This is a genomic window from Paenibacillus validus NBRC 15382 (assembly GCF_004000985.1).
Taxonomy (GTDB): domain Bacteria; phylum Bacillota; class Bacilli; order Paenibacillales; family NBRC-103111; genus Paenibacillus_G; species Paenibacillus_G validus.
Map to the genome: position 1 here is coordinate 70,293 of NZ_BIMH01000005.1, position 14,803 is coordinate 85,095.

Here is a 14,803-nt window from a genome sequence, read left to right on the forward strand (position 1 = left end):
CTATGCATATCGTTGCCAAACACTTGACCAAAAGCTTTGGCAGCTTCCAAGCGACCAAAGATGTAAGCTTCGAGGTTGAGAAAGGGAAACTGATCGGGCTGCTCGGACCGAGCGGCGGCGGAAAAACGACGATTCTACGCATGCTGGCAGGACTCGAGGAGCCGGATTCCGGCGATATCCTTATTCACGGCAAACGCGTGAACAATGAACCGCCGCAAAGCCGCGGCATCGGTTTCGTCTTTCAGAACTATGCGTTATTCCGGCATATGAGCGTGTTCGACAATATTGCGTTCGGCTTAACGGTTCAAAAACGGACGAAAGCGCAAATTAAAGAGAGAGTTCAACAATTGATCGAACTCACGGGATTGAAAGGGTTAGAGAAAAGGCTGCCGCATCAGCTTTCCGGCGGTCAGCGGCAGCGGGTCGCATTCGCTCGCGCCATTGCGCCGGAACCGCAAGTGCTGCTGCTCGACGAGCCGTTCGCCGCGATTGATGCGAAGGTTCGCAAAGAGCTGCGGACCTGGCTGAAAGAGATGATCGACCGCGTGGGCATCACAACCATCTTCGTCACGCACGATCAGGAGGAAGCCGTCGAGGTCGCCGACCAGATTATGATCATTCATCAGGGGAGATTAGAGCAGCAGGGATCGCCGATCGACATCTATAAGCACCCGCGGACACCATTCGTAGCTGGTTTTATCGGGGAATCGAATCCGCTGGACGACATCTCGAACTTAAAGGGATTCGATCCGGATGTCTTATCCCGGTCGAAAGCGATCATTCGGCCGGAATTTATCGAGGTCGGATTGCCCGGCGAAGTTTCTTATCCGTCGGCGGCCGAGCGAGGCATCGTTCGAAACGTATTTTTCAGGGGCATACATTGGCAGGTGGAAGTGGAGGTCGAAGGCGATCGGCTGTTCGCTTACCGTTCTCTGGAGCTTCCCGAGCTGAAGCCTGGCACTGATGTGCACGTGTTGATTCACCGCTTGTATTTGTTTAACGAGGAGAGGCATCTTATTCTCGAGAACGGATTGAAGAACGATCCGATGCCGGTTCACATTTAATTGTAAAAGAGGGATCCTGCCATGGAACATCACATCACCATTCAAAGCGGAAACATTGAGCTAGCGGCAACTTTACATTATCCGGTTTTCACGGAGAACGAGACGCCGGACCGTTCCGCGACAGCGCGCACGCCCATCGTCATCATCGCCCACGGATTTGTAGGCACGCGTATCGGCGTGGATCGGTTGTTCGTTATGTCGGCCCGGGAGTTCGCCCGTCACGGCTACATGGTGCTGCGCTTCGACTTCGGGGGCTGCGGCGAAAGCACCGGCGATTACGGTGCCGGGGGCCTCGACGCGATGATCGACCAGACGCGCAGCGTGATCGATTATGCGCTCGCTATCGACTGCGTCGACCCGCAGCGGGTCGTGCTGCTCGGCCACAGCTTAGGCGGCGCCGTAGCCTTATTGACAGCCGCGAAGGACAAACGTGTGAAGACGCTGGTGATGTGGTCGTCCGTGGCCTATCCCTTCAACGATATTGTTGGCATTACCGGCAAGAAAGTGTACGAGCAAGCGGTGCAGTTCGGCTCTTCCGACTATTTGGGCTACGCGCTTCAGCCGGTGTTCTTCGAAAGCTTGACCCGGCATCAGCCGTTCGAGCAGCTCCGGAAATTTAACGGAGACGTGCTGCTCGTACATGGAACGGCCGATGAAGTGATCCCGGTCGATTACTGCTTCTTGTATCAGAAGCTGTTTTGGCTGCGGAGTCAAGGGCAGTGCGACAAGGAAGTTATTTTTCAGGCCGATCATACGTATTCCGGCGGACAAGCGAAAGAACAGCTGATTCAGAAGACGCGGGATTGGCTCCTGTACATCGATAAACGGAAGAACGAATGGAATGATTGGACGATTTAAGAACAGCGGGAAGCGGATTAATCGTCTGCTTTTCATACATTAAAAGCCGAGTTAACGCATAGGGTTAAATAAATTTGGTCACGGAGGGATTATGATGGCGAAGCCGCTTGATGTGGATGATCTTTGGACAAAACGAATACTGCAAAGCGTGAATGGGTTAGAGTACGGCAGCGTACAAATTGTCGTACATGATGGTAGAATCGTTCAGATTGAACGTACGGAACGTAAACGGTTTGAAGCGGCGGAACAGCAAGTGAGACGGACGACAATTGAACCGAAGCAGCAGCGAACAAATCCGTAAGGAGGGAAATTCATGCTCTCCAGAGTGGAAAATACATCACCATCGCCTGATCTTCAAATTCCCGATTTTCAATTTGTCACGTATTGCTTCGAGCAGTACGGATTGAACCGCGGCATCTATAATACCGTGGACGAATGGTTGTACCGCTTTGGCATTCGGGATATCGTTGCCCGGCGGCAGACAATCGTCGATTTTCTGACCTCGCTGCAGGGGGAAGATCGCTCCAAAGGCGTTTATCTCAAGTTCGGCAAGGGCGGCTTGACCAAACAGTTGTCGGAGTTCGTAGTTTCTCATATCGAAAAGCGGTAATCCTCTTAGGAGGGATTGCCGCTTTTTCCCTTTTTATCAGGGCTGGAAGTGTTGCAACTTGCCGGTAGAGCACCTCGTTTCCTGGTTCATAGGCTGCTAGATTTACTTAAATGGATCGTGGTATAACGGAATTATGCAGCCGCAATCATGCAAAGTTATTGTAAAAAAACATCTCGTATAATATAATGTTGAAGTTATCTTGAAAGGAGAATTGACCAATGCCTAAAAACAAAGTGTCCTTTATTTTTTTGGTATGTTTCCTGCTCATACTTTCCGCTTGCGGTACGAAACCTGCATCCACGACAACTACCGGAGGGGACAAGCCTGCCGAAGCCCAAAAAGAAACAAAGCTGGATCAAATCAAGAAAGCCGGCAAAATCGTCGTCGGTACGAGCGCAGACTATCCGCCATATGAATTTCATAAAGAAATTGACAAAAAAGACCAGATCGTTGGCTTTGATATTGAAATCGCTAAAGCGATTGCCAAGGAATTAGGGGTCACTTTGGAGCTGAAAGATATGAAATTCGATGGCTTGCTCGCGGCGCTTGAAGCCGGCAATATCGATTTCGTCATCTCCGGCATGACGCCGACCGAAGAACGCAAACAAGCCGTCGATTTTACGAAAGTGTATTATACGGCGATTCAAACGGTCGTCGTTCGCGCGGCCGACAAGGACAAGTACAATACGATCGAAGCTTTGAAGGGCAAGAAGGTCGGCGCGCAAAAAGGCGCTACGCAAGAAGCGATCGTCAAAGAGCAAATGCCGGGTTCCGAAGTGAAGGCTATTGGTAAAATTTCCGACTTGATGCTGGAGCTCAAGAACAATAAAGTGGAAGCTCTGGTCGTCGAACAGCCCGTTGCAGCCGCATATCTGAGCAAGAACAAGGATCTTGCTTTTGCGGACATTAAGCTGACGACGGAAGACAGCGGATCGGCGATTGCCGTGAAGAAAAACAACCCAGAGCTGGTTGAAGCGATGAACAAGGCGCTGGACAAGCTGATTGCAGACAAAACGATCGATAAATTGGTCATAGAAGCGAATGAATTAGTGGAATAAGAAGGTCAGGCGGCTGTTGCCGCTGGAATGAAAACCTGATCGGAGTCCATTTCCGGCGGGTTTTTGTTCGGTTTACAACCGATATTAGAAGAGGAAGGGAGGGCGAGTCGTGGATTTTTCATTCTTACCGAAATATTATATGTTTTTTATCGACGGGGCGAAGGTCACCTTAATTTTGTCGGCCTTCACCGTAGTGCTCGGGGTTATCCTCGGCATCTTCATTGCCTTAATGCGCATATCCAAAATATGGCCGCTGAGGCTGTTCGCGACTTCGTATATCGAGTTTATTCGCGGAACGCCGATGCTCGTGCAAGTGTTCTTGTTTTATTACGGCTTGCCCAAGATCGGTATTCACTTTCCCGAGGTGCCTTACTTCGGATCGTCTTTCCCGGATATGATGGCTGCGGTTATTGCGTTGTCGATCAACAGCTCCGCTTACGTTGCCGAAACGTTTCGGGCCGGGATTCAAGCGATCGACCGCGGCCAGATGGAAGCGGCCCGCTCGCTTGGCATGTCGCATGCGATGGCCATGAGACACATTATTTTGCCGCAGGCTCTTCGTAATGTGCTGCCCGCTCTTGGTAACGAGTTCGTCATCATCATTAAAGACTCGTCCATCGTTTCCGTCATTGGAATCGGGGAATTGATGTACAGCGCAGATACGGTAAAAGGGAATACGTTCCTGCCGTTCGAGCCGTTGATTGTCGTGGCCTTCATCTATTTCATCATGACATTCACGCTGTCCAAGCTGCTCGGCATTGCCGAAAGGAGGATGAAGACCTCTGATTAAAGTAACCCAATTAAGCAAAACATTCGGTTCCAATCACGTGTTGAACGGAATCGATCTCGACATTCATAAGGGCGAGGTCGTCGTCATCATCGGTCCCAGCGGTTCGGGGAAGAGCACATTCCTGCGCTGCCTGAACCTGCTCGAGCAGCCGACCGGCGGCGATATCGAATTCGATGGTGTCTCACTGCTGCGCGGGAAGTCCAATATCAACGAGCTGCGTCAGCGTATGGGGATGGTGTTCCAGCAATTTAATCTGTTCCCGCACATGACCGTGATGGAGAATATTACGCTGGCTCCTGTGAAGCTCAAGCTGAGGACGAAGGACGAAGCGCAGCAGATCGCTCAGCAGCTGCTGAAGCGGATCGGCCTGGCAGAGAAGGCCGGCAGTTATCCGGGCAGCCTGTCCGGCGGCCAGAAGCAGCGGATTGCGATCGCCCGCGCCCTCGCTATGTCGCCCACGATGATGCTCTTCGACGAGCCGACGTCCGCACTCGATCCGGAAATGGTCGGCGAAGTGCTAGACGTCATGAAGGAGCTGGCCGCAGAGGGCATGACGATGGTCGTCGTCACGCATGAGATGGGCTTTGCCCGCGAAGTGGGTACTCGGCTCATCTTCATGGATGGCGGGAAGATCGTCGAGCAGGGAACGCCGGCCGACGTCTTTGCCGCCCCGCAGCATCCGAGAACGAAAGAATTTTTGCGCAAGGTGCTTTAGCTTGAACAACGAAGCCGCGGCTGAACCGGATGATCCGGCGCCGCGGCTTTTTATTTGAACAATACGCGCCGCTCGAACTCGCTCTTAATCGCTTGCAGCAGCGCCGGGGACGAGGCGACGTCATAAGCCGTCCGGGCGAGTACCTTCGCGCCGAGAAGCATCCCTTCGAAGGCGCGGGGCTGCATGGCGAGATCGCGAAACTCCTTCGTATGCAGCAGGTGCTGTTCGTCGACGACCTTCACATACGGATGAATGGAGGGACATTGACGGGACACGTTGCCGAGGTCGAGCGACCCGTGATCCTTGCCGTGCTGAATGTCCGCCTCCGGAATCCCCATTAGGATCAAGTTGTGCGTGAACGCTTCTGATAACGCTTCGTTCGTGATCAGCTCGTCGTACGAGTACTCGTAATTCGACCACTTCATCGTACAGCCCGTTTGTAAAGCGGCGCCTTCGGCACAGCTCAGCACCTTGCGGACGATTTCATCGGTATACGGCCGATCGGCGGAACGGACGTAAAACTGGGCGGCGGCATACGCGGGAATGATATTCGGGGCTTTCCCGCCCTCCGTAATAATGCCGTGGATGCGCGCATGGCTGCGCAGCTGCTGCCGCAGCAGACCGACCGCTTGGAACAGCAGCAGCACCGCATCCAGCGCGTTAACGCCTTCATAGGGGCTGGCCGCGGCATGGGCGGCTTTGCCGTGAAATTCAAACTGCAGCGCGTCCATCGCCAGCGACATGCCGGATTTTTCGTAAGCATAGTAGGGATGCGCCATTAATGCGGCATCGACGTCGTCGAACAAGCCGGCAGCGGCCATCGTTACTTTGGCGCCTTTTGTTTCTTCGGCCGGCGTGCCGTATACGCGGATCGTGCCCCCGGTTTGTTCGATGACGCTTTGCAAACCGACGGCCGCCGCAAGACCCATCACGGCGATCAGATGATGGCCGCACGCATGACCAAGCTCAGGCAGCGCATCGTATTCGCACAGGAAAGCGATCGTAGGCCCCGGTTTTGCCGCCTTATATGTTGCCAGGAAAGCGGTAGGCAGATCGAGTATGGGGGACTGTACTTGAAAGCCGTGCCGTTCGAGCGCTTCCTTCAAGCGCGCGGACGCTTTCCATTCCTCATGACCGAGTTCGGGATTCTCCCCGATGAAGGCAGCGATGTCAATAAATTCGGAAGCCAGTTGATCGATGCGATTTACAATGGTTTGTTTGTCCACAAGATTTTACCTCCGGTTGAGCGGTATACGTCCATTATAGAGATTGACCTGTAGGTAAGCAACGAAAGCCGCCACACCGGCAGGCAAAGTAAAAAGCCCCCGGCGGCTGCCGAAGGCTAGGTATCATCTTTATTGCAGGCTATTACGCTTATCGATTAGTTGTTCATCCAACTGCTTCTTGATCTTGTGCATGGCATCGACTTCCAGACGATGGTTTTGCGGAAAACGGGTGCCGGTTAGCGAAAGCGCTTCATTAAGGGTCAGTTCGACGAGAATTTTCTTCTCCTGCGGTTGTTGTGCTTCATAAGTCATGCTGCATCGCTCCTTTATTAGGTTCGTGAATGGTGCGATCATAAGCGCGGCATAGAGGGGGACTGAACGTCGTCATTTTGCTGAAACCCTTGATATTCCACGGTTTTAATATAACACATCATGTAACGTTTTACAAGTGCGGGCGCAAAAAAGAGGCGCATTTTTTTGAATGGCCTCTTGGTTTACTGCACGCGTTCCTTCATCTTCCTTCGTTGAATGGTCAGGACCAGACGATCGATTTGTTGACTGAGCTTAACCACTTGGGGGTCTACAAAGCTGCCTCTTTGTTCAACTAGCCGATAGAGCTGAATTTGCATCCGCTCCAAGCGACGTTTCAATTCCACTTCTTCCATCTTTCCTGACCCCATCTCCCAGCGTGATAAAGTTGTCCGATCTTGAATATTATAATATAAATCATGCGTAAAGTTTGTAAATCGTTGTCGAACGGATTCATAATTTTTATGACAAAATCATACAAATTTCGAATACGAACGTTCCGAATGCGGCATATTACCAACATAATGGGAGGTGAATGCTTATGCATAACGAACGAAAACATACGAAAAACAGTCCGGACTTCAGAGAAAATAAATTTACGGAAGAGGAAACTCCCGTGGACGCGGATAAAGCCGCAAAACGGCCACCGAGTTTAAATGAAGTTCCAAAGGAAACGAACCCGCAATAAGCGGATTCGTTCCGCAAGCAAGCAGCCGGACGCTCTGCGCGTTCGGCTTCTTTGGCAAGGCCATCCCCTGGGGTTACCCTTGATCGTCCTGATTGTGACCGACGGCCAAATTGTTGATTTCTTCAGCCATGTCGGCAGGCACACGCGTTCTGAAGTATCCGATTACGGCCTCTACAGCGCTGTCCGCTTGACCCTCGGTAATGCCGGCTTGCTCACTGACCAATTTCACCAATTGATGTTTCATGCGGGTGAACCTCCTTTATAAAGTGGGATTGAACCTGTAATAGGATGTTCCGAAATGTGGTTTTTATGTGGAAAGACGTGATATAGTGGAGTAGACTACCGGATGCGCACAAAGGAGATTAAAGCTCGGATGATCATCGTACGAAATTTATCCAAAACGTTCCAGCCCGACCATCGCGTGCTGCAGCGGCTTAGCTTCCAAGCGGACGAGGGCGAATTGGTTGCCCTGCTCGGCGCCAGCGGCAGCGGGAAGACGACGTTATTTCGTTGTCTCATGCTCAAGGAGAAATGGGATGAAGGGCAATATATTTATGACGGTAAAGACATTACGTCCCTGAACGCATGGGAGAAATTCAAGCTGCAGAAGCAGTGGGCCTATCTGGAGGAGAAGCCGCAGTTCAATCCGAGGAAATCGGCGCTGAAGAACGTGCTTGGCGCGCTGTTGTTCAAAAAATCATGGTGGCGCTTTCTGACGAACTCCGTCTCGGAAGAAGATCATATGGAAGCGATGGACTATCTCGACAAGGTGGGACTGCTCGACAAAGCTCACGAGCCGATAGAGAAATTAAGCGGCGGCGAGAAACAACGCGTCGCCATCTGCAGGGCGCTGATTAAAGGCGCGAAAGTCATATTCGCGGACGAGCCGGTGTCCGGTCTCGACCCCGAAGCGGCCAGCCGCGTGATGGAGGATTTGCAGTCCATTTGCCGTAAAGAGAAGCTGCTCGTGTTCTGCAGCCTGCACCAAATCGAGCTCGCCGAGAAATTCGGCTCACGCATCTGGGGAATTTCGGGCGGGCGCTTCGTCGTCGATATCGCCGGTCGTCGTTTGACCCAGAGGGAAAAAGAACTTATATTTTAACCGATACACGTACCGAAGAAAGCCGGGGAACCCATGGGGACCCCGGCTTTCTTCACTTGATGGCTACCGCTTGCTCGCGATATGCCTCGCAATCCAGACGCCGTGATTGCGGCCTGTCTCGATAAATACTTCGTTGGCGTTCCTGCCTGACGCGGCGACGCCGGCGATATAAATGCCCGGGCAAGTCGTCTCCATCGTCTCCGGATCGAAGAGCGGCACTTCGTCGTCGTCGCGGAAAGCGGCGCCGACGGCTCTGAGTAAGCTGCGGTCGGGATGAAACCCGGTAAGCGCCAGCACGAAATCGTTCTCGATCGTATGCTCCTGGCCGTCCTTGACGACGGTGACCGATGCTTCATCGATCCGTGTAACCCGGGAGCCGAACCACATCCGGATTCGTTCCTTGTTCACCATGCTCTCGAAGATCGGCCGCACCCACGGCTTAATGACGGGCGAGTACGTATCTCCGCGGTAGACGACGGTGACTTCCGCCCCCGCGCGGAGCAGCTCCATCGCCGCGTCGACGGCGGAATTGCTGCCGCCGATGACCGTTACCTTCGTTCCTGCATAAGGATGCGCTTCCCGGAAATAATGGCTCACCTTCGGCAGCTGCTCACCGGGAATGCCAAGCAGGTTCGGTTGGTCGAAATAGCCGGTCGCCACGATGACATGGCGCGCTTCGACGATGTTAACCCGTCCGCTTGCGTCCGCCACCGTCAGCTTGTAGGCGCCGTCCCCAGCCGTTCCGATTTCGGTCACGCGCTGATAAGGGCGTACGCGCAGCTGCCTGCGGCTTGCCACTGTCCTATAGTAAGTGAGCGCTTCCTGACGGGTAGGCTTCTCATTGGGGGTGCTGAACGGATAATCGCCGATTTCCAGCAGTTCCGGCGTGCTGAAAAATTGCATGTACGTCGGATATAAATAAATGGAATGAACAACGTTCTCCTTTTCGATCACCAGCGGGTCGATGCCGATTTTTTGCAGTTCGATGGCGGCGGATAAGCCGCAAGGGCCGGCTCCAATCACGACGGCTTCTTCCATTTAACGATCACCTCGATGCGATAGGTTCATAGTATGAAATAGCATTTCATTACCATAGTAACCGATCGGGCGAGACGATTCCAGTTTTTACGTGGTAAAAGAAGCAGGCGGTCACCCGACAGAGAAGCCTGGGTCGCGCTTCGGACGATCGAACCGGAACAGCGGCGCGTCCGGGTGGCTGCCTTCGGTGATGAGTCCTCCTATTATCCGCGCCGCTATTGTGCTGTATAGGGTACCGTTGCCGCCGTACACCAAGGCGAAGTAACAATGCGGGAAGCCGGCCTGCCTGCCGATTAACGGCAAGCCGTCGTGCGTGCCTCCGAATAACCCGGCCCACGCGTATTCGGCATCAGATCCCGATAAGGCAGGGAACAGCTTGATCGCCTCCTGCAGCAGCTCCTTTTGCTTGGCCGGCAATTTACGATCGCGTTCGTCCGGGTCCGTCGTTGTTTCGTCCAAGCCGCCAATAATGACACGGTTATCGGCGGTCGTCCGCATAAACAGGTAAGGCCGGGCCGTCTCCCAAATGATGCAGCGAGTGGGCCAGTATGCCAGTGCTTCGACAGGCTTCGTGGCAATGGCGTAAGTGCTGGACATTACGGCATTGGGATTTGGTTTGATTTCCTGCGTCTCATACCCTGTCGTGAACACGGTTTTCTTCGCTTGAATACGCCGGCCGTCGGTTGTGATAAAAATATTGTAGTCCTTACCGGCTTCATGCCGCTGGACCTGCGTCTCCTCGTAGACGCGCAGCCCGTGGCGGCGCGCGGTCTGTATCAAGGCGTGGGCGTTCTTGTACGGATTGATTTCGGCGTCCCCGTTGGAGAGAATGGCACCCGGCTTCTCGAAGGGAAATCTCGCCCGGATGTTGGCGGCTTCCAAGTAGGCCACAGGAAATCCGTATCGGGAGAGCGTTTCATATTCCTGCTTCACCACCCCCGACGATCAAGCAGTCGCATTCAATATCGTGTCCGAGCTTCGGATAAGTCGGTGCGTCTAACCAGGTGAGCGGCCACAACAACCGCCCGGATATAAGGTTCATGAGGCGCTCCTAGGATTGAATTCGGTATGGAATGACACAACACTTAGTATGAGATCGGAAGCGCGTTTTTTATCCATTATTCGGCATAACCGGTACGTCCATCAGGGCATTCTATGCGACGTCCCGTCATAATCGCTAGTTTGGATTCATAGAATAGATTGCGAGGCTCGATATGGCGGGCCGCTCTGAACGAGAAGGAGAGGGAACACCGATGCATACCGCTCTGCCGAAAATGGTGCGTACGACGCGCACCGTATCTCCCGGTCTGTTAATCGCCGGATTTCTATTGGGATTATGGCTGTCGCTGCTGCTGGCCCATCAGCTCGGCTTGCCGATTGCGACGTTCCGGAAGCCCGCGCCGGCCCCGCCCCCGCCCTATACGTACTCCCTGTATGGCGCTTCCAACGGCGTACGGCTTCATGCGCTGCGTACGAGCCCCGCTAATGTCGAACTGCGGGCAATCGCTACGAATGTAACCGATACGAACGAATACGGGATGAACGGAGGGTTCTTCTGGAACGGAGATCTGCTCAGCATCGCGGTCATCGGCGATCGTCCGCTCAAAGGCCAGCCGCACGACTACGGTTCGGGATGGACCAATATCGATGTGCCGAAAGGGACACTGGTGTGGGACGAAGCTTCGCAGCGCTTCTCGATCCAGGTGACGGATGCCGCGAACCGGCTGCAGGTCACGGACCGGAAACGGTATTGGGCGCAAGGCGGCGTCAGCATGTCGCTGAACGACGAAGCCGGGTGGCGGGCGCAGGCAAGGAAAGAGAATATGCCCGTGATGGACGCTCCGCGCCTGCGGTCTGCAGCCGTCTACGACCGGCAGCAAGCGTTGTGGATGATCGTCTCGGACAAGCCGTGCACCGTCGAAGCGTTCCGCACGGCGATTCGGGAGACGATCGCACCCGGCCAACTGGTCGACGGCATCTTCCTGGACGGCGACGGTTCATCGCAAATGCGCAGCGCCGAGGTGACGCTGCGCGGAGATACGAGAGCCGTCTATCAAATGATGGCGTTGAAAAACAAAGCCACCGACCGATAAGTTACTCGGGCGGTGGTTTTGTTTGATATACTTTATTTGTAGAATATTCAGGTGAAAGTGCAACTATTTGACGGGATTTCACGTATTAACCGTTGGGTAATTCCTAAACAGCCAGGGGGGAGATCGGATGCAGGAAGTTTATACGGGCTTGCTGGTGACGGGTATTTTGTTTGCGCTGGTGACTGTGCTGCTAGGAGATTTGCTCAGCAATGCGCTGGACGGGATGTTCGATTGGATGTCCGGCGATCTGCTGCATGTTTTTCAACCGATGGTCTTGTTTAGCGCAATTACGGTTATGGGCGGCTCAGGGCTAATGCTGATGAGGCTCACCTCTCTCGGCACGGCGTACGTGCTCGCGTTGGCGTCACTTGCGGCCGTCGGAACTTCGGTTCTGGTCTATTTATTGTATGTTAAACCGATGAACAACACCGATAATTCCGTTGCGTTCTCCATGAACGATCTGGTTGGGCGCATCGGGGAAGTATCGGTCCCGATTCCGGCGCGCGGCTGCGGGGAAGTATTGTATCGGATGGGCGGCAGCGTGACGAATCAAATCGCGGAGAGCTTTGACGGCATCGAAATCGCATCCGGGGCGCGTGTCGTCACAGTCGAAGTACGTGAAGGTTCGGTCTGGGTATCTCCGCTTGAAACCAATTTGGAATAGGGAGTGAAGGGAATGAATGTAAACGATGTATTTGTAATTCCGGGTATTGTTGTCGGTGTGATCGTCGTGCTGGGACTTGCGTTCTGGGCGCGGTATAAGACGGTTAGTCCCGATGAAGCGATGATTGTAACCGGTTCCTTCCTGGGCAGCAAAAACGTGATGGAGGACGATACCGGCCGTAGAATTAAAATCGTGCGCGGTGGCGGATCGTTCATATTACCGGTGTTCCAGCAGGCCGAGTTTTTATCCTTGCTGTCGCATAAACTCGACGTCTCGACGCCTGAAGTGTATACCGAGCAGGGCGTGCCGGTTATGGCCGACGGCGTGGCGATCATTAAGATCGGCGGCGCGGTTGAGGACGTTGCGACGGCGGCGGAGCAGTTCATGGGCAAACCGACGGAAGCATTGAAGGGTGAGGCGCAGGAAGTGCTCGAAGGGCACTTGCGGGCGATTCTCGGCTCGATGACGGTAGAGGAAGTGTACCGCAACCGGGATAAATTCGCGCAAGAGGTTCAAGGCGTCGCGGCCAAAGATTTGAAGAAAATGGGTCTGCAAATCGTCTCGTTCACCATCAAAGACTTGCGCGACAAGCACGGATATTTGGACGCGCTGGGTAAACCCCGGATCGCGGCTGTGAAGCGCGATGCCGAAATCGCGGAGGCGGAAGCCGTGCGGGATTCGCGGATTAAGAAGGCGCTTGCTGAGGAAGAAGGGCAGAAGGCGGAGCTGCTGCGCGATACGAACATTGCGGAAGCGAACAAGGAGAAGGAGCTGAAGGTCGCTTCCTTTAAGAAAGATCAAGAGATGGCGCGGGCCGAAGCGGATCAGGCGTACAACATCCAGGAGGCTCGCGCAAAGCAAAGCGTGGTCGAAGAGCAAATGCGCGTCGAGATCGTCCGCAAGGAGCGCGAGATCGACCTCGAGGCTAAAGAGATTTTACGCCGGGAGAAGCAGTATGATGCGGAAGTGAAGAAGAAAGCGGACGCCGACCGGTATGCTGTCATCCAGGCGGCGGAAGCGGAGAAGGCGAAGCAAATAACGCAAGCCGACGCGATGCAGTACCGGATCGAAGCCGAAGCGAAGGCGATGGCCGAGCAGAAGCGGCTGGAGGGGATGGCCATCGCGGATGCGGAGCGCGCCAAGGGCTCGGCGGAAGCGGAGGTTATACGGCTGCGCGGCTTGGCGGAGGCCGAGGCGAAGGAGAAATTGGCGGAGGCGTTCGAGAAGTTCGGCGAAGCCGCGATTCTCGACATCATCGTGAAGATGCTGCCGGAGCTCGCCGGCAAAATCGCGGAGCCGATGAAGTCGATCGACAAGCTGACCGTCGTCGATACGGGCGGCGGCAAAGGGGCGACGCGCGTCAGCAATTACGTGACCGAGCTGATGGCGACGGCTCCCGACATGCTGAAAAACGTCAGCGGTTTGGACGTGGAGGAACTGATCAAAAACTTCACGAAGCGATCCGTGACGCCGTCTGCGGCGCCGGCAGCCGTGGAGCCGCCTGCGGCCGAATAACGCAAGTGGTCTGTAAGCCGATACATTCCGCCGAAAGACAAGGAGGCAGCTGCAAAGCTGCCTCCTTGTCTATATTCGTTTACGGAAAAAAACGATATAATCGTTTTGTACGAACCGTGCGCAAGTGGAATGCTTTATCCTGATTGAATAACACTGATTGTAGAAAGAGGAATGTATACAACGTGAACGGAACCGAAGAAAGACCCATCGTAAGACCCTTTACCAAGTTATTCAATTTTCGCGATATCGGCGGGCTGGCGACCGCCGACGGTCGCCGGATGAAAGCGGGCGTTTTGTTCCGCTCCGACGATTTATCCCGTCTGACGCTGCAGGACCTAGACAAGCTGAATCAATACGGGTTGAAGCTGATTTGTGACTTGCGCACGCCCGACGAACGACAGAAGAAGCCGGATCGGCTTCCTCCGACCGAAGGGCTGCGAACCGTTCATATCCCGATTTATCCGTTTAAAGAGGGGGAGAAGCTCAATCAAGCGAAGCTGATCGGCATGCTCCTCCGCAAAAGCGCCAAATCCGAATTTGACGCGTTCAACCGGGCTTTCTATCAGAGCATTGCGCATCAAAGCACGACTCAAATTCAGGAAGTGATCTCGCTGTTGAGCGAGCGTTCGAACATGCCCGCATTGATTCATTGTACGGCCGGCCGGGACCGGACGGGCTACTTGAGCGCTTTGATCCAGCTGCTGGTCGGGGTGCCGATGTCTACGGTGCTGGACGAGTATGAATTGACGAACGCGTATTTTCAACCGAGGGTCCGCCCCTTTATCCGGTTCATGCGCTGGGTTACCTTGTTCCAAATCCCACCCGAGCGTTTCGAGGATTTGTTAGTTGTAAAGCGGGAATATTTGGTACGTGTCCTCGAGGAGGTCGTTCAAACCCACGGATCGATGGACCGTTACGTCGCGGATGTGTGCGGCATCGATCCGAGCTGCGTTCAGCGGTTAAAGCAATTGCTGCTTGAAGAAGAGGCGGCGCGATCGGTTGTATAAGGCAGAGATGAAAGAGCTTCGCCCGGATGGGCGAAGCTCTTTCACTGCGCACTGAAGCGCAAACCG

At 54.1% G+C, this 14,803-nt stretch carries 18 protein-coding genes; 12 read left to right on the forward strand and 6 right to left on the reverse strand.

The features are described from left to right. Positions 1 to 2: 2 nt before the first annotated feature. The 7 genes from PVA01S_RS05515 (at position 3) to PVA01S_RS05545 (ending at position 5,095) form a co-directional block, all read left to right on the forward strand. On the forward strand, positions 3 to 1,064 hold the full coding sequence (locus PVA01S_RS05515) for a sulfate/molybdate ABC transporter ATP-binding protein (RefSeq protein ID WP_127605825.1): 1,062 nt from the start codon (positions 3 to 5) through the stop codon (positions 1,062 to 1,064). A 21-nt stretch (positions 1,065 to 1,085) separates the two neighbouring features. Then, positions 1,086 to 1,922, forward strand: coding sequence for an alpha/beta hydrolase (locus tag PVA01S_RS05520; RefSeq protein ID WP_054795424.1), 837 nt, complete (start codon positions 1,086 to 1,088; stop codon positions 1,920 to 1,922). A gap of 94 nt (positions 1,923 to 2,016) precedes the next feature. Continuing rightward, the gene (locus PVA01S_RS05525) at positions 2,017 to 2,223 is read left to right on the forward strand and encodes a YezD family protein (RefSeq protein ID WP_127605827.1); all 207 of its coding nucleotides are present in this window, start codon (positions 2,017 to 2,019) and stop codon (positions 2,221 to 2,223) included. Positions 2,224 to 2,235: 12 nt separating this feature from the next. After that, positions 2,236 to 2,532, forward strand: a complete 297-nt coding sequence (locus tag PVA01S_RS05530; RefSeq protein ID WP_127605829.1) for an RNA-binding protein — start codon at positions 2,236 to 2,238, stop codon at positions 2,530 to 2,532. A gap of 218 nt (positions 2,533 to 2,750) precedes the next feature. Next, positions 2,751 to 3,590 carry an ABC transporter substrate-binding protein gene (locus tag PVA01S_RS05535; RefSeq protein ID WP_127605831.1) on the forward strand — a complete coding sequence of 280 codons (840 nt, stop codon included), beginning with the start codon at positions 2,751 to 2,753 and terminating at the stop codon, positions 3,588 to 3,590. A gap of 109 nt (positions 3,591 to 3,699) precedes the next feature. Then, positions 3,700 to 4,380, forward strand: a complete 681-nt coding sequence (locus PVA01S_RS05540; RefSeq protein ID WP_127605833.1) for an amino acid ABC transporter permease — start codon at positions 3,700 to 3,702, stop codon at positions 4,378 to 4,380. Beyond that, positions 4,373 to 5,095 (forward strand): amino acid ABC transporter ATP-binding protein, encoded by a 723-nt coding sequence (locus PVA01S_RS05545; protein WP_127605835.1) that lies wholly within the window; start codon positions 4,373 to 4,375, stop codon positions 5,093 to 5,095. The genes PVA01S_RS05540 and PVA01S_RS05545 overlap by 8 nt, the downstream gene beginning before the upstream one ends. Positions 5,096 to 5,145: 50 nt before the next feature. On the opposite strand, the gene PVA01S_RS05550 is transcribed toward PVA01S_RS05545, so the two are convergent. The 4 genes from PVA01S_RS05550 to PVA01S_RS26490 form a co-directional block, all read right to left on the reverse strand. Beyond that, positions 5,146 to 6,321 carry a M20 family metallopeptidase gene (locus PVA01S_RS05550; RefSeq protein ID WP_244932909.1) on the reverse strand — a complete coding sequence of 392 codons (1,176 nt, stop codon included), beginning with the start codon at positions 6,319 to 6,321 and terminating at the stop codon, positions 5,146 to 5,148. Positions 6,322 to 6,450: 129 nt separating this feature from the next. Next, positions 6,451 to 6,633, reverse strand: coding sequence for a hypothetical protein (locus tag PVA01S_RS05555; protein WP_054795428.1), 183 nt, complete (start codon positions 6,631 to 6,633; stop codon positions 6,451 to 6,453). Positions 6,634 to 6,815: 182 nt separating this feature from the next. Continuing rightward, a complete protein-coding gene (locus PVA01S_RS05560; protein WP_127605837.1) occupies positions 6,816 to 6,986 on the reverse strand; it encodes an aspartyl-phosphate phosphatase Spo0E family protein in 171 nt (56 codons plus the stop codon). Positions 6,987 to 7,391: 405 nt separating this feature from the next. Continuing rightward, the gene (locus tag PVA01S_RS26490) at positions 7,392 to 7,562 is read right to left on the reverse strand and encodes a hypothetical protein (protein WP_164751739.1); all 171 of its coding nucleotides are present in this window, start codon (positions 7,560 to 7,562) and stop codon (positions 7,392 to 7,394) included. Between the two features lie 129 nt (positions 7,563 to 7,691). Here PVA01S_RS26490 and PVA01S_RS05565 point away from each other — a divergent pair, with 129 nt between their 5' ends. Continuing rightward, the gene (locus tag PVA01S_RS05565; protein WP_127605839.1) at positions 7,692 to 8,420 is read left to right on the forward strand and encodes a phosphonate ABC transporter ATP-binding protein; all 729 of its coding nucleotides are present in this window, start codon (positions 7,692 to 7,694) and stop codon (positions 8,418 to 8,420) included. 63 nt (positions 8,421 to 8,483) lie between these two features. Here the strand turns inward: PVA01S_RS05565 and PVA01S_RS05570 are convergent, their stop codons facing one another. Further along, on the reverse strand, positions 8,484 to 9,458 hold the full coding sequence (locus PVA01S_RS05570; protein WP_127605841.1) for a YpdA family putative bacillithiol disulfide reductase: 975 nt from the start codon (positions 9,456 to 9,458) through the stop codon (positions 8,484 to 8,486). Positions 9,459 to 9,569: 111 nt separating this feature from the next. Further along, entirely contained in the window at positions 9,570 to 10,391 is an 822-nt protein-coding gene (locus tag PVA01S_RS05575; RefSeq protein WP_236595901.1) for an NAD(P)/FAD-dependent oxidoreductase, read from the reverse strand. A gap of 320 nt (positions 10,392 to 10,711) precedes the next feature. On the opposite strand from PVA01S_RS05575, the gene PVA01S_RS05580 reads away from it, so the two are divergent. From PVA01S_RS05580 to PVA01S_RS05595, 4 genes are all read left to right on the forward strand, one after another. Next, positions 10,712 to 11,551, forward strand: a complete 840-nt coding sequence (locus PVA01S_RS05580; RefSeq protein WP_127605843.1) for a hypothetical protein — start codon at positions 10,712 to 10,714, stop codon at positions 11,549 to 11,551. A 127-nt stretch (positions 11,552 to 11,678) separates the two neighbouring features. Continuing rightward, positions 11,679 to 12,215, forward strand: a complete 537-nt coding sequence (locus tag PVA01S_RS05585) for an NfeD family membrane protein (RefSeq protein WP_127605845.1) — start codon at positions 11,679 to 11,681, stop codon at positions 12,213 to 12,215. A 12-nt stretch (positions 12,216 to 12,227) separates the two neighbouring features. Further along, entirely contained in the window at positions 12,228 to 13,730 is a 1,503-nt protein-coding gene (locus PVA01S_RS05590) for a flotillin family protein (RefSeq protein ID WP_127605847.1), read from the forward strand. Between the two features lie 182 nt (positions 13,731 to 13,912). Beyond that, positions 13,913 to 14,737, forward strand: coding sequence for a tyrosine-protein phosphatase (locus PVA01S_RS05595; protein WP_054795432.1), 825 nt, complete (start codon positions 13,913 to 13,915; stop codon positions 14,735 to 14,737). The last annotated feature ends 66 nt before the right edge of the window (positions 14,738 to 14,803 follow it).

Excerpts from the sequence above, each read along its gene's own strand:
- PVA01S_RS05515 (WP_127605825.1), top strand. The coding sequence starts at position 3 with ATGCATATCGTTGCCAAACACTTGACCAAAAGCTTTGGCAGCTTCCAA.
- PVA01S_RS05520 (WP_054795424.1), top strand. The coding sequence starts at position 1,086 with ATGGAACATCACATCACCATTCAAAGCGGAAACATTGAGCTAGCGGCA.
- PVA01S_RS05525 (WP_127605827.1), top strand. The coding sequence starts at position 2,017 with ATGGCGAAGCCGCTTGATGTGGATGATCTTTGGACAAAACGAATACTG.
- PVA01S_RS05530 (WP_127605829.1), top strand. The coding sequence starts at position 2,236 with ATGCTCTCCAGAGTGGAAAATACATCACCATCGCCTGATCTTCAAATT.
- PVA01S_RS05535 (WP_127605831.1), top strand. The coding sequence starts at position 2,751 with ATGCCTAAAAACAAAGTGTCCTTTATTTTTTTGGTATGTTTCCTGCTC.
- PVA01S_RS05555 (WP_054795428.1), bottom strand. The coding sequence starts at position 6,633 with ATGACTTATGAAGCACAACAACCGCAGGAGAAGAAAATTCTCGTCGAA.
- PVA01S_RS05560 (WP_127605837.1), bottom strand. The coding sequence starts at position 6,986 with ATGGAAGAAGTGGAATTGAAACGTCGCTTGGAGCGGATGCAAATTCAG.
- PVA01S_RS26490 (WP_164751739.1), bottom strand. The coding sequence starts at position 7,562 with ATGAAACATCAATTGGTGAAATTGGTCAGTGAGCAAGCCGGCATTACC.
- PVA01S_RS05565 (WP_127605839.1), top strand. The coding sequence starts at position 7,692 with ATGATCATCGTACGAAATTTATCCAAAACGTTCCAGCCCGACCATCGC.
- PVA01S_RS05570 (WP_127605841.1), bottom strand. The coding sequence starts at position 9,458 with ATGGAAGAAGCCGTCGTGATTGGAGCCGGCCCTTGCGGCTTATCCGCC.
- PVA01S_RS05580 (WP_127605843.1), top strand. The coding sequence starts at position 10,712 with ATGCATACCGCTCTGCCGAAAATGGTGCGTACGACGCGCACCGTATCT.
- PVA01S_RS05585 (WP_127605845.1), top strand. The coding sequence starts at position 11,679 with ATGCAGGAAGTTTATACGGGCTTGCTGGTGACGGGTATTTTGTTTGCG.
- PVA01S_RS05590 (WP_127605847.1), top strand. The coding sequence starts at position 12,228 with ATGAATGTAAACGATGTATTTGTAATTCCGGGTATTGTTGTCGGTGTG.